Here is a 13037-nt window from a genome sequence, read left to right on the forward strand (position 1 = left end):
GAGGGTGACGCCATGCCCGGTGTCCGCCCGCCCTCCCTGTCGCTGCGGGTGATCGCCACCAACGCGGCGATCTTCGCGGCCGGCACGGCCCTGCTCGCCTTCTCGCCGGCGACCGTCTCGTCGCGCCCGGTGGTCTCGGAGGTCGTCGTGCTCGGGGTCGGGCTGGTCGTGCTCGTCGCCGCCAACGCCGTGCTGCTGAGTCGTACCCTCGGGCCGCTGGACCGGCTGGTGCTCGATCTGGAGCGGACGCGCGGTGCCGACGGGGTGAAGCGGGTGCCCGATCCCGTCCCGGTTCCGAACGCTCCGGTGGCGCGGGAGCTGGCCGACGCGGTCAACGACCTGCTCGCGCGGATCGCCACCGCCCAGCGGGAGAGCGACGCGGCGGCGTTGGCGGCCCAGGAGGCCGAGCGCGCCCGCATCGCCCAGGAGCTGCACGACGGAGTGGGCCAGTCCCTGACCGCCCTTCTGCTCGACGTCAGCCTGGCGGCGCGGTCGGAGCCGGGCGAGGCCGGGCCCCACCTGGAACGGATCCAGGAGGCCACCCGCGCCGCGCTGGAGGAGGTCCGAGCGGTGGCGCGCAGCCTGCGTCCCGACGTCCTCGACGACCTGGGGCTGCGCAGCGCACTGGCCGCCCTGACCACCGACCTCTTCGGGCCCACCGACACCCTGGTGCGGCGCGGGATCACCCCCGGTCTGCCCGCGCTCGACCAGCGGTGCGAGCTCGTCGTCTTCCGGGTCGCCCAGGAGGCCCTGACCAACGTGGCGCGCCACGCCGCGGCGAACACCGTCGAGGTGCAGCTGGGACTGAGCGGGGACGTCGTCGAGCTCCGCGTCCTCGACGACGGGGTCGGGATCGCCCGCGATGCCCGGGGGACCGGCCTGCGGGGAATGCACGAGCGGGCCACGCTGGTCGGCGGCACCGTCGAGGTACGGCGCCGCGACGGCGGCGGGACCCAGGTGACGTTGCGGGTCCCGGTCCCGCACGCCGACGCGCCCACGCCGGGGCGCCGGTGAGCACCCCGAGCGCGGCGGGCCCCGAGCCCGCGCGGGTGCTGCTTGCCGACGACCACGCGCTGGTGCGCCGCGGCGTACGGCTGATCCTGGACCAGCAGCCCGACCTCGCCGTGGTCGCCGAGGCCGGGGACGGCGCCGAGGCCGTCGAGCTGCTGCGCACCACCGCGGTGGACCTGGTGGTGCTCGACATCGCGATGCCGCGACTGACCGGACTGCAGGCCGCACGCGAGATCTCCCGGCGCCCGCACCCGCCCCGGATGCTGATGCTGACCATGCACGACAACGAGCAGTACTTCTTCGAGTCGCTGCGCGTCGGGGCCTCGGGCTACGTGCTCAAGTCGGCGGCCGACCGGGACCTGGTCGACGCCTGCCGGGCCGCGCTGCGCGGCGACTCGTTCCTCTATCCCGGCGCGGAGAGCGTGCTGGTGCGCGACTACCTCGAGCGTCAGCGTCGCGGCGAGCGGCTGCCGCGCGCGGTGCTCACCGCCCGGGAGGACGAGGTGGTCAAGCTGATCGCCGAGGGCCACTCCACGCGCGAGATCGCCCGGCTGCTGGTGATCAGCGTGCGCACGGTCGAGCGGCACCGCGAGAACGTGCTGGGCAAGCTCGGCATGCGCGACCGCACCGAGCTGACCCGCTACGCCATCCGGGTCGGTCTGATCGAGCCCTGAAGCCGCGGCCCGAAGGACATCGCGAAGTCGTCGGCGACCAGGCTTGTCACCGGGCGGGCCTCGCGCAGCCAGTGCAGTGGGCCCTCGGCGGAGAACGTCCAGCCGGCGCGGGCCGTCCGGACCCGGCCGCCGGCCCGGATCCGGCTGGCCACGGTCGTCTCCCCGAGGGTCTGCACGACGCGGCCGGGCAGCGTGGGCAGCGGTACGGCGGGCGGCCGGCGCGGGGCGAACCAGGCATGGGCCAGGGGAGCGTGACCGGCTCCCGCGCCGGGGGCCAGCGCCGCCGAGCGCACGGTCCGGGCCGGCTCCGCGGTGGTGGTGAAGGCGGCCATCTCCTTGGGGATGCCCCACAGCGCACGGCCACCGGCGCGGGAGGCGGGGGAGTCGACCCAGATGTCGGTGATCGAGAGCGCGCCGCCGCGGCCGTGGCGCACCACGACGGCGGCGAGCAGCTCGTCGTAGGCCATCTGCCCGGCCTCGGAGTAGGAGACGAACGCGGTGACCGCCAGGGCCCGACCGCGCACCGCGAGCGGACGCACGCCGGTGGGCAACACCGGCAGCGCCGCGACGGGCACCCGCCACACGGTGATCTGGCCGGCGCCGGCCAGGTTCCACGGCTCGGGTGGGTACTCGACGGACTCGGTCACGAGGGCTCCTTGACGAACAGCGGCAGCCGCAGGGCGGCCGGCGCGGTGGGCGGTACGACGGGGTGCAGCGGCGCGACGGGGGAGACGCGCCGGTAGCCGGTACCCGGCTCGGGCCGGGGGTCGGGGGCGCCGGCGTTCGGCCACAGCGAGACGGCCCGCTCGGCCATCGCGGTGATCGTCAGCGACGGGTTGACGCCCAGGTTGGCCGACACCGTCGAGCCGTCGATCACGTGCAGCCCCCGGTAGCCGTGCACGCGATGGTAGGGGTCCACCACGCCCTCCTCGGCGCTCGCCCCCATCGGGCAGCCGCCGATCAGGTGGCCGGTGGTGGGGATGTCGAGGAGGTCGGCCCAGGTCCCGTTCGGGATCCCGTCGATGCGCTCGGCGACCCGGCGGGCGACCGCGTGCGCGGCCGGGATCCAGGTGGGGTTGGGCTCGCCGGTGCCCTGCCGGGTGGTCATCGTGCGGCCCCAGGGCCGCCACCGGGTGAACGTCGTGAGCGAGTTGTCGAGCGTCTGCATCACCAGCAGCGTGATCGCCTGCTGCGACCAGCGGCGCGGGTCGTGCAGCCGGCGCAGGTCGCGGCGGTCGCGCACCATCCCGCGCATCCCCAGCAACCAGCGCCGCCGGCCCTCCTCGACGTCGGTGAGCACCGCGCTGAGCAGCCCCATCGCGTTGCTGCCGGGGCCGTAGCGCACCGGCTCCACGTGGGTGTGCTCGTCGAGCTGGACCGAGGAGGTGATCGCCACCCCCTCGGAGTAGTCCACGTCGTCGCCGCGCGCGCGGACCGCGAGGATCGCCTCGGAGTTGGTGCGGGTCAGCTCGCCCAGCCGCGCGGAGATCGCGGGCAGGCTGCCGCGGTCGCGCAGCCGGTGCAACAGCCGCTGGGTGCCCAGAGCGGCGGCGGAGATCACCACCTGCTCGGCGGTGAAGGTGCGCCGCGTCGTCCGGCCCAGCCAGCCCGGCCGCCCGGTGCGCTGGGTGGTGACCCGGTAGCCGCCGCCGGGCAGCGGGCGGACGTCGGTGACCGTGGTCAGCGGGTGCACCACGGCGCCGGCGCGCTCGGCGAGGTGGAGGTAGTTCTTGACCAGGGTGTTCTTGGCGTTGTGCCGGCACCCGGTCATGCACTCCCCGCAGTTGCGGCAGGCGTTGCGCGCGGGGCCGACGCCGCCGAAGTAGGGGTCCTCGACCCGCTCGCCGCGCTCCTTGCCGAGGCTGTCGCCGAACAGCACGCCGACCTGGGTGGGGCTGAAGGTGTGCCCCACGCCGAGGTCCTCGGCGACGCCGCGCATCACCTCGTCCGACGGGCTCGTCCAGGGGTACGTCGCGGCTCCCAGCATCCGCTTGGCCTGGTCGTAGCAGGGCGCCAGCTCGTCGCGCCAGTCGGTGAGGTGGCTCCAGGACGGGTCGAGGAAGAACGCCTCGGACGGCTCGTAGAGGGTGTTGGCGTAGACCAGGGAGCCGCCGCCGACCCCGGCGCCGCTGAGCACCAGCACGTTGCGCAGCAGCGTCATCCGCTGGATGCCGAAGCAGCGCAGGGCCGGCACGAAGAGGTAGTCGCGCACCTTCCACGAGGTGGTGGCGAACTCGTCGTCGGCGAAGCGTCGGCCCGCCTCCACGACGCCGACCCGGTAGCCCTTCTCGGTCAGCCGCAGCGCGCTGACGCTGCCGCCGAACCCCGACCCGACGACGAGCACGTCGTAGTCGAAGCGGCCGCTCATCGCGCGCCCCCGACCCGCTCGCGCCGGGCCGGCGCGGTGACGGTGAAGTCGCGCAGGTCCAGGTTGGCCGTGCGTGCCTGGTACTCCTTGACCAGCCCCGGCCAGTTCGTGGTGACCCGGCCCCCGTCCTCGCGGTACCAGCTCAGGCACGCGGTCCACACGCTGTCGCCGAGCCGGGACTGCATCTCGGCGTCGAAGTCGTCGGCGATCTCGGGGCGGACGTCGAGGCGCTCGACGCGGCCCTCGGCGAGAGCCCGGACGGCCTGGACCAGGTAACCGGACTGGGCCTCCATCATGGTGATGATCGAGCTGCCGCCCAGGTTCGTGTTCGGCCCGTAGACCAGGAACAGCTGCGGGAAGCCGGGCACGGTCATCCCGAGATGGGCGCGGGCGCCGTCGGCCCAGTGCTCGTGCAGGTCGCGGTCGCCGACGCCGCGCACGGTCATCGGGGCCAGGAACTCGGTGGCGGCGAACCCGGTGCCCCAGATCAGCACGTCGGCCTCGTGGACGCGACCGTCGGTGGTGCGCACCCCGTGCGGCAGCACCTCGGCGACGTGGTCGGTGACCACGTCGACGTGGGGGCGGGCGAGGGCGGGGTACCAGTCGTTGGAGAACAGCATCCGCTTGCACCCCAGCGGGTAGTCGGGCACCAGCCGGGCGCGCAGCCCGGCGTCGCGCACCTGCAGGCGCAGCTGGGTGCGCCAGGCGAGCTCCATCGCCGTGGCGATCGGGGTGCCGGTGGTCAGGGCCGCGTTGAGCCGCTCGGAGAGCACCCAGGTGAGCCGCCGGCCGAAGCGCTGGGTGCGCGGCCAGCGCGCGAACGCCCGGTGGTGCAGGTCGGTGTAGGCCCGGTCCGGCTTCGGCACGACGTACGGCGCGGAGCGCTGGAAGACCGTCATCGCGGCGACGTCGTCGACGATCCCGGGCACGAACTGGATGGCGCTGGCGCCGGTGCCGAGCACCGCGACCCGCTTGCCGCGCAGGTCCACGTCGTGGCGCCACTGCGCGGAGTGGAACGCGGGGCCGGCGAAGCTCTCGCGGCCCGGGAGCTCGGGCACCACCGGACGGGAGAGCTGGCCCACGGCCGGGACCAGCACGTCGGCCTCGAGCACCTCGCCGCCGGCGAGCTCGACCTCCCAGCTGCGGGTCTCCTCGTGCCACGTGGCGCAGACGACCTCCGCGCCGGTCCGGACGTGGTCGAGCACCCCGCTCTCGCGGGCCGTGCGGCGCACGTAGTCGAGGATCTCGGGCTGGCCGGGGTAGCGCCGCCCCCAGTCGGGGTTCGGCGCGAACGACCAGGAGTAGAGCGCGGACGGCACGTCGCAGGCGGCGTTGGGGTAGGTGTTGTCGCGCCACACGCCGCCGACCTCGTCGGCCCGCTCGACGATGGTCAGGTCGCTGAACCCGGCCCGCAGCAGCGCCATGCCGGCGCCCAGGCCGCCGAACCCGGCGCCGATGACGAGCACCCGGGGACCGGGCGGGCGTGGCCCGGGGGAGGGGGCGCTGGACGGCTCGGTCTGCGGGCGCGCGGAAGTCGGCATGGGGTGACGGTAGGGCCCGCGGGTGTGACTCACGAGACATCCGCGGACAGATGGATCCATAATTGCGGCCATGACCTCCTCTGCGCCCGCGGCCACCCTGGAGGAGCCGGCCGCGCGAGGCTGGGACTTCCCCCGCAGCGTCAGCGGGGTCGCGCTGCTCGTCCAGTACGCCGCGCAGCGGGGCCTCGACGCCGCCGGCGCGCTGAGCGGCACCGGTCTCACGGTGGCCGACCTGGCCCAGCCCGAGCGCGAGGTCACCGCCGGCCAGGAGCTGCACGTGGTCCGCAACCTGCTCGCCGCCACCCGCGACTCGCTCGGGCACGCGCCGGGGGTGGAGGTCGGCAGCCGCTACCACGTGAGCACCTTCGGGATCTTCGGCTTCGCCCTGCTCAGCAGCCGCACCGTGCTCGACGCGGTCAACCTGGCCCTGCGGTTCATCGACCTCAGCTTCACCTTTGGGATCCCGCGGGCGCGGATCGAGGGCGATCTGGTCCGCGTCGTCGTCGACGGCGCCGGCCTGCCCACCGACGTGCACCGCTTCCTGGTCGAGCGCGACCTGGCCGCCATCCACACGGTGCTCGGCGAGCTCGTCCCGGGCGGGGTCCCGCTGCTCGAGGTCGAGCTGGCGTTCCCCGCGCCGGCGGACCCCGCGCCGTACCGCCAGGTGCTGGCGACGATGCCGCGCTTCGCCGCGCCGCGCACCAGCTTCGCCTTCGAGGCGGCCCACCTGCACCGGCCGCTGCCGCAGGCGAACCCGCAGACCGTGGCGCTGTGCGAGGCGCTGTGCCACGACGCGGTGGCCCGGCGCCGGGTCCGCAGCGGGATCACCCAGCAGGTGCGGGTGCTGCTCACCCAGCAGGTGGCCTTCGGCGGCGGGATGGAGCAGACCGCCGCCGCCCTGCGGATCAGCCCGCGCACTCTGCGCCGGCGCCTGGAGGAGGCCGGCACCAGCTATCGGGCCCTGCTCGACGAGGTCCGTCAGTCGCTGGCCGAGGAGCTGCTGGGCAGCCGAGGCGGCAGCGCGCTCACCGTCGAGGACGTCGCCCAGCGGCTGGGCTACGCGGAGGCGTCGAGCTTCATCCACGCCTTCAAGCGGTGGACCGGGACCACGCCCGCGGCGTTCCAGCGCGAGTCGCGCATCTCACTGCCAGGCATGGAGGCATCGCTAGGGGGGTAACGCTCCGATGGCCCGCACGCGCGGGTCCTGACTCCCGGGAGGACCGCGTGCTCACTGCCGCAGAACAATCGCTACGACTCGACGCGCAGTGGGTCGACTACCTGTTGGTGGCGATCTACTTCGCCTTCGTCCTGGGCGTCGGGATCCTGGCGCGGCGCTCGATCTCGAGCAGCATCGACTTCTTCCTCTCCGGGCGCAGCCTGCCGGCCTGGGTGACCGGCTTGGCCTTCGTCTCGGCCAACCTGGGCGCGGTCGAGATCGTCGGCATGTCCGCCAACGGCGCCAGCTACGGCGTGGCGACCATGCACTACTTCTGGATCGGCGCGGTGCCGGCGATGCTGTTCCTCGGCATCGTGATGATGCCGTTCTACTACGGCTCCCAGGTGCGCAGCGTGCCGGAGTTCATGCGCCGTCGGTTCGGCACCGGGGCGCACCTGGTCAACGCGCTCAGCTTCGCGGTCGCGCAGCTGCTGATCGCCGGCATCAACCTGTTCCTGCTCGCCTCGATCGTCGAGGTGCTGCTGGGCTGGTCGCTGTGGGTCTCGCTGGTGGTGGCCGCGGTGGTGGTGCTCACCTACACCGCGCTGGGCGGACTGTCCGCGGCCATCTACAACGAGGTGCTGCAGTTCTTCGTGATCGTCGCCGCGCTGGTCCCGCTGACGCTGGTGGGCCTGCACAAGGTGGGTGGCTGGAGCGGCTTCACCGAGAGGGTCACCGCCAGCCCCGGCGGCGCCGAGCAGCTCTCCTCGTGGCCGGGCACCGCGCTGAGCGGCTTCGACAGCCCGGTGCTCTCGGTGATCGGCATCGTCTTCGGCCTCGGCTTCGTGCTGTCGTTCGGCTACTGGACCACGAACTTCGTCGAGGTCCAGCGGGCGATGGCCTCCAGCTCGATGTCGGCCGCCCAGCGGGCCCCGATCATCGGCGCCTTCCCGAAGATGTTCATCCCGTTCATCGTGGTGATCCCCGGCATGATCGCGGCGGTCCTGGTCACCGAGCTGATCGACCTCAAGGCGGGGGAGGACAACGGGGCCTCCTACAACGACTCGATCCTCTACCTGATGCGCGACCTGCTGCCCAGCGGCATGCTCGGGGTCGCGATCGCCGGCCTGCTGGCGTCGTTCATGGCGGGCATGGCGGCCAACATCTCGGCCTTCAACACGGTCTTCAGCTACGACCTGTGGCAGACCTACGTGAAGAAGGACAAGCCCGACGAGTACTACACGGCGGTGGGGCGCTGGGCCACCGTCGGCGCCACCGTGGCCGCCATCGGCACGGCCGTGCTGGCCTCGTCGTACACGAACATCATGGACTACCTGCAGACCCTCTTCGGGTTCTTCAACGCGCCGCTGTTCGCGACGTTCATCCTCGGCATGTTCTGGAAGCGGATGACCGCCACCGCCGGCTGGGTGGGACTGGTCAGCGGCACCGCCGGCGCCATCACGGTGTGGCTGCTCAGCGAGGACGTCCTCGGCGTGATCGGCCTGGCCGGCCAGGGCGCGGCGTTCGTGGCCGCGGGCGTGGCCTTCGCGCTCGACATCGTGGTCAGCGTGGTGGTCAGCCTGGCCACCAAGCCGCGGGTGGAGTCGGAGCTGCGCGGGCTGGTCTGGTCGCTGACCCCGCGCAAGGACTTCCGCGACCCCGACGAGCCGCAGCTCGCGTGGTTCCAGCAGCCGACCAAGCTGGCCGCGGTGGGCCTGGCCATCGTGATCGGCCTCAACTTCCTCTTCTGGTGACCCGAGCAAGGGATCGAGACATGACTCAGCACGACAGCCCCTCCGCACAGCCGAAGGCCCAGCGGGCAGCCCGGGCCTTCGACATCCGCACCTTCATCGCCGCGCTGATCGGCATCTACGGGGTGGTGCTGGTGGCGATGGGCCTCCTGTCCACCAGCGACGCCGACCTCGACCGGGCCGGCGGGGTCAACGTCAACCTCTGGGCGGGGATCGGCATGGTCGTGGCCGCGGCGCTGTTCCAGGCGTGGGCGATGTGGCGCCCGGTGGTGGTGCCGGCCGAGCCGGAGCCCGAGACCGTTCTCGACAAGCCCGCACGCGACGACTCCGCGGGCTGAGCCCCGGCTCAGGTGATCGTCATCCCGCCGTCGACGGCCAGGGTCTGGCCGGTGACGTAGCCGCCGGCGGGGGAGACCATCCACACCAGCGTCGCGGCCAGCTCGCGCGGGTCGCCCTTGCGCCCCGCCGGGATCCGCGCCTGCTGGGACTCCAGGTAGCCCGGCGGGTACTGCTCGGTCATCTCGGAAGTGAAGAACCCGGGCGCGATCGCGTTCACCCGGATGCCCTTGCGTCCGGTCCACTGCTGGGCCAGGTCGCGGGTGAGGCCGATCAGGCCCGCCTTGCTGGCCGCGTACGCCGCCTGCGGCAGGCCGGCGGTGGTGAGGCCGAGCACCGAGCTGATGTTGACGATCGAGCTGCCCGGGCCCATCACCCGCCCGCAGGCCTGGGCCATCCAGTAGCAGCCGTTGAGGTTGACGTCGATGACCTGGCGGAACTGCTCGGGGGCCTCCCGAGTGGCCGGCACCGCGGTGCCGATGCCGGCGTTGTTGACCAGCACGTCGACGCGGCCGAGCTCGGTCATCGCGGTGTCGACGAGGCGCTGGCAGGCGGCCGGGTCGGCGACGTCGGTGGCGACGGTGACCACGCGCCGGCCGAGGTCGCGCACCAGCTGCGCGGTCTCCTCGAGCCGGTCGGTACGGCGAGCGCCGAGCGCGAGGTCCGCGCCCGCCTCGGCGAGGGCCTGGGCGAACGCGACGCCGAGACCGCTGGAGGCGCCGGTCACGATCGCGACCTTGCCGTCGAGTCGGAACATGTCGTTGACAGTCATGCTGGCACCCTAGAGGGTCCGCGCCGGCGGGGGCGGTGTCCCGCTCCGGCTCAGATCACCCAGCGCACCGGGTCGCGGTAGGCGTTGCGGGGGTTGGTGAACACCACGGCGTCCAGCGGCGCGCGCCGCTCGGTGAGGATCGGCACGCAGGCCGTCCACGTCGTGCCCACCGCCACGCCCGTGCCGTCGTAGGGCGGCGGCTCGTCGGAGCAGGGCGCGAACTCCTCCCACAGGATCACCGGCAGCACCGACTCGCCGTCCGCCTCGCCCTCGATGTTCATCCCGACCGACAGGTTCAACAGCGCCGCGCCCCGGCCCTCGAGCAGGGTGGCCCGGATCCGCACGTAGGTCAGGTCCCAGGCGCCGGGGGAGTCGGGGCGCTGCTCGGCGGGCAGGGCGCTCGCCGCGACGTTCTCGAGGCCGATGATCCGGTAGCGCACCAGCGCCTTGGCCCGGCCGAAGGAGACGGGCAGGTCGGCGGTGTCCCCGATCGCCAGCTCGGTGCCCGGCGGGGTGGGGGTGCCCGCGACCGGGTCGGCCGGGGAGGCCTCGCCCGACGGCGACAACGACGGCGACGGCGAGACCGAGCCCGAGGTCGAGCCCGACGGCGGCTCCGGCGCGGTACCGGCGGAGGAGTCCTCGCCGCACGCGGCGAGGGGCAGGAGCAGGGCGGCGGTGAGCAGCCCCGGCAGCAGACGCAGCCGGTGACGGGGCCGGCGTCGGGTGATGGGGGGCAAGGCGGCTCCTGACGAGCGGTAGCATGACCGACATGGGTACGCAGTTCCTGCTTCTTCCCCAGCCGCGCTGATCGCCAAACGACCGCGCGGCCGCCCCTCCGTGTGAGGGGTTTTTTCATGTCAGGAGCAGGGGCGCGACGCTCCGAGCACCCCGGAAAGGGCACACGATGAGCCAGGACGGCACGCAGCAGCACGAGGTCGAGCAGGACGGGGCCACGACGTACGACGTGGTGGCCGTGCAGGAGAAGTGGCAGCAGGTCTGGGACCGGCTCGACCCCTTCGCCGCCGACGACGACTCGCCGCGCGAGAAGAAGTACGCCCTGACGATGTTCCCCTACCCGTCCGGCGACCTGCACATGGGTCACGCCGAGGTGACCGCGCTGCACGACGTGCTCGCCCGCTACTGGTGGCAGCAGGGCTACGAGGTGATGAACCCGATCGGCTGGGACTCCTTCGGCCTGCCCGCCGAGAACGCCGCCATCAAGCGCGACGAGCACCCGGCGACCTACACCTACGCCAACATCGAGACCCAGGCCGCGTCGTTCAAGAAGTACGCGGTCAGCTTCGACTGGTCGCGCCGGCTGCACACCTCCGACGTCGAGTACTACAAGTGGACCCAGTGGCTGTTCCTGAAGTTCCGCGAGCGCGGGCTGGCCTACCGCAAGTCCTCGCCGGTCAACTGGTGCCCCAACGACCAGACGGTGCTGGCCAACGAGCAGGTCGTCGACGGCGCCTGCGAGCGCTGCGGCGCCGAGGTCACCAAGCGCGAGCTGACCCAGTGGTACTTCAAGGTCACCGACTACGCCCAGCGCCTGCTCGACGACATGGAGCAGCTCAAGGGCACCTGGCCCGAGCGGGTGCTGACCCTGCAGCGCAACTGGATCGGCCGCTCCGAGGGCGCCCACGTCGACTTCGACCTGACCCTGGCCGACGGCTCGACGCGCACCGTCACCGTCTACACCACCCGGCCCGACACCCTGCACGGCGCGACGTTCATGGTGGTCGCCGCGGACGCCGCGCTGGCCGGCGAGATCTGCGCTCCCGAGCAGCGCGCGGCCTACGACGCCTACCGCGAGCAGATCCGCAAGGAGTCCGACATCGAGCGGCTCGCCACCGACCGCCCCAAGACCGGCGTCCCGCTCGGGGTCACCGCGACCAACCCGGTCAACGGCGAGCAGATCCCGGTCTGGGCCGCCGACTACGTGCTGGCCGACTACGGCACCGGCGCGATCATGGCGGTGCCCGCGCACGACCAGCGCGACCTCGACTTCGCGAAGGCCTTCGACCTGCCGGTGCGCCGCGTCGTCGACACCGGGGAGGACAACCCGGAGGAGACCTACGTCGCCACCACCGGCAACGGCACCTACGTGAACTCCGGCTCCCTGGACGGGCTCAGCGACAAGGCCGCTGGGATCAGCGCCACCATCGAGGAGCTCGAGGCCGCCGGCCGCGGCAAGGGCGCGGTCAACTTCCGGCTGCGCGACTGGCTGCTCAGCCGCCAGCGCTTCTGGGGCTGCCCGATCCCGATCATCCACTGCGAGGCCTGCGGCGAGGTGCCGGTCCCCGAGGAGCAGCTGCCGGTGGTGCTGCCCGAGCTCAAGGGCGCCGACCTCAAGCCCAAGGGTGAGTCGCCGCTGGCGGCCGCCTCCGACTGGGTGAACGTCGAGTGCCCCTCGTGCGGGGCGCCGGCCAAGCGCGACTCCGACACCATGGACACGTTCGTGGACTCGTCGTGGTACTTCCTGCGCTACTGCTCGCCGAACTACACCGAGGGCCCCTTCGACGTCGAGGAGGTGCGCCGCTGGGGCCCCGTCGACCAGTACGTCGGCGGCGTCGAGCACGCCGTGCTGCACCTGCTCTACTCGCGCTTCTTCACCAAGGTCCTGCACGACATGGGGATGCTCGACTTCGTCGAGCCGTTCACGGCGCTGCTCAACCAGGGCCTGGTGATCAACGGCGGCAAGCGGATGTCGAAGACGGCCGGCAACGGCGTCGACCTGGGCGACCAGCTCAACGAGTTCGGCGTCGACGCGGTGCGCCTGACGCTGGTCTTCGCCGGCCCGCCCGAGGACAACATCGACTGGGCCGACGTCTCGCCGGCCGGCTCGCTGCGCTTCCTGCAGCGCGCCTGGCGGCTCTCGGGCGACGTGACCAGCGAGCCCGGCACCGACCCGGGCGCCGGGGACGTGGCGCTGCGCAAGATCACCCACAAGACCGTGCACGAGGCCGCGGAGCTGGTGGAGTCCTTCCGGTTCAACGTGATGGTCGCCCGGGTGATGGAGCTGGTCAACGCCACCCGCAAGGCCATTGACTCCGGCTGCGGTCCCGCCGACCCCGCGGTGCGCGAGGCCGTCGAGGTGGTGGCGATCCTGCTGTCGCTGGTCGCGCCGTACGCCGCGGAGGAGATGTGGGAGCGCCTGGGCCACCAGCCCACCGTCGCCAAGGCCGGCTGGCCGGTCGTCGACGAGGCGCTGCTGGTCGAGGACTCGGTGACCGCGGTCGTCCAGATCCAGGGCAAGGTCAAGGGGCGCCTGGAGGTGTCGCCGGACATCAGCGAGGCGGACCTCGAGGCCGCGGCGCTGGCCGACCCGACCGTCCAGCGGGCGCTGGAGGGCAAGACGGTGCGCAAGGTGATCGTGCGGGCGCCCAAGTTGGTGAACATCGTCGCGCAGTAGCCGCAGCCAGTAGCCT

The 13037-nt window shown here is 72.9% G+C and carries 11 protein-coding genes; 6 read left to right on the forward strand and 5 right to left on the reverse strand.

From position 1 onward, the window contains the following. Window positions 1-12: 12 nt before the first annotated feature. Window positions 13-1014 (forward strand): sensor histidine kinase, encoded by a 1002-nt coding sequence (locus AC6EH9_RS09530; RefSeq protein WP_498422554.1) that lies wholly within the window; start codon window positions 13-15, stop codon window positions 1012-1014. Further along, window positions 1011-1685 carry a response regulator gene (locus tag AC6EH9_RS09535; RefSeq protein ID WP_498422556.1) on the forward strand — a complete coding sequence of 225 codons (675 nt, stop codon included), beginning with the start codon at window positions 1011-1013 and terminating at the stop codon, window positions 1683-1685. The genes AC6EH9_RS09530 and AC6EH9_RS09535 overlap by 4 nt, the downstream gene beginning before the upstream one ends. On the opposite strand, the gene AC6EH9_RS09540 is transcribed toward AC6EH9_RS09535, so the two are convergent. The 3 genes from AC6EH9_RS09540 to AC6EH9_RS09550 are packed head-to-tail and all read right to left on the reverse strand — an operon-like array spanning window position 1652 to window position 5594. Continuing rightward, window positions 1652-2332 (reverse strand): acetoacetate decarboxylase family protein, encoded by a 681-nt coding sequence (locus AC6EH9_RS09540; RefSeq protein ID WP_498422558.1) that lies wholly within the window; start codon window positions 2330-2332, stop codon window positions 1652-1654. The two genes, AC6EH9_RS09535 and AC6EH9_RS09540, sit on opposite strands and share 34 nt — an antisense overlap. Beyond that, a complete protein-coding gene (locus tag AC6EH9_RS09545; RefSeq protein WP_498422559.1) occupies window positions 2329-4053 on the reverse strand; it encodes a GMC oxidoreductase in 1725 nt (574 codons plus the stop codon). Before AC6EH9_RS09545 ends, AC6EH9_RS09540 begins: the two co-directional genes overlap by 4 nt. Next, window positions 4050-5594 (reverse strand): flavin-containing monooxygenase, encoded by a 1545-nt coding sequence (locus AC6EH9_RS09550; protein WP_498422561.1) that lies wholly within the window; start codon window positions 5592-5594, stop codon window positions 4050-4052. Before AC6EH9_RS09550 ends, AC6EH9_RS09545 begins: the two co-directional genes overlap by 4 nt. Window positions 5595-5664: 70 nt before the next feature. Here AC6EH9_RS09550 and AC6EH9_RS09555 point away from each other — a divergent pair, with 70 nt between their 5' ends. Genes AC6EH9_RS09555 through AC6EH9_RS09565 form a run of 3 tightly spaced genes read left to right on the forward strand, consistent with a single transcriptional unit; the run spans window position 5665 to window position 8839 of the window. Continuing rightward, window positions 5665-6771 (forward strand): AraC family transcriptional regulator, encoded by a 1107-nt coding sequence (locus AC6EH9_RS09555; RefSeq protein ID WP_498422562.1) that lies wholly within the window; start codon window positions 5665-5667, stop codon window positions 6769-6771. Window positions 6772-6818: 47 nt separating this feature from the next. Then, entirely contained in the window at window positions 6819-8504 is a 1686-nt protein-coding gene (locus AC6EH9_RS09560) for a sodium:solute symporter family protein (protein ID WP_498422563.1), read from the forward strand. A 20-nt stretch (window positions 8505-8524) separates the two neighbouring features. Next, window positions 8525-8839 (forward strand): hypothetical protein, encoded by a 315-nt coding sequence (locus tag AC6EH9_RS09565; protein ID WP_498422564.1) that lies wholly within the window; start codon window positions 8525-8527, stop codon window positions 8837-8839. Between the two features lie 8 nt (window positions 8840-8847). Here the strand turns inward: AC6EH9_RS09565 and AC6EH9_RS09570 are convergent, their stop codons facing one another. Together AC6EH9_RS09570 and AC6EH9_RS09575 are read right to left on the reverse strand one after the other, a co-directional pair. Further along, on the reverse strand, window positions 8848-9609 hold the full coding sequence (locus AC6EH9_RS09570; protein ID WP_498422565.1) for an SDR family NAD(P)-dependent oxidoreductase: 762 nt from the start codon (window positions 9607-9609) through the stop codon (window positions 8848-8850). Between the two features lie 50 nt (window positions 9610-9659). After that, window positions 9660-10346 carry a hypothetical protein gene (locus tag AC6EH9_RS09575; RefSeq protein ID WP_498422566.1) on the reverse strand — a complete coding sequence of 229 codons (687 nt, stop codon included), beginning with the start codon at window positions 10344-10346 and terminating at the stop codon, window positions 9660-9662. Between the two features lie 167 nt (window positions 10347-10513). On the opposite strand from AC6EH9_RS09575, the gene leuS reads away from it, so the two are divergent. After that, window positions 10514-13021, forward strand: a complete 2508-nt coding sequence (gene leuS / locus AC6EH9_RS09580; RefSeq protein ID WP_498422567.1) for a leucine--tRNA ligase — start codon at window positions 10514-10516, stop codon at window positions 13019-13021. Window positions 13022-13037 lie beyond the last annotated feature (16 nt).

It is taken from the genome of Nocardioides sp. Z21_20 (assembly GCF_059766585.1).

Bases quoted from the DNA above. Each gene is read 5' to 3' on its own strand.
- AC6EH9_RS09565 (WP_498422564.1), top strand. From the start codon at position 8,525: ATGACTCAGCACGACAGCCCCTCCGCACAGCCGAAGGCCCAGCGGGCA.
- AC6EH9_RS09545 (WP_498422559.1), bottom strand. From the start codon at position 4,053: ATGAGCGGCCGCTTCGACTACGACGTGCTCGTCGTCGGGTCGGGGTTC.
- leuS (WP_498422567.1), top strand. From the start codon at position 10,514: ATGAGCCAGGACGGCACGCAGCAGCACGAGGTCGAGCAGGACGGGGCC.
- AC6EH9_RS09570 (WP_498422565.1), bottom strand. From the start codon at position 9,609: ATGACTGTCAACGACATGTTCCGACTCGACGGCAAGGTCGCGATCGTG.
- AC6EH9_RS09555 (WP_498422562.1), top strand. From the start codon at position 5,665: ATGACCTCCTCTGCGCCCGCGGCCACCCTGGAGGAGCCGGCCGCGCGA.
- AC6EH9_RS09530 (WP_498422554.1), top strand. From the start codon at position 13: ATGCCCGGTGTCCGCCCGCCCTCCCTGTCGCTGCGGGTGATCGCCACC.
- AC6EH9_RS09550 (WP_498422561.1), bottom strand. From the start codon at position 5,594: ATGCCGACTTCCGCGCGCCCGCAGACCGAGCCGTCCAGCGCCCCCTCC.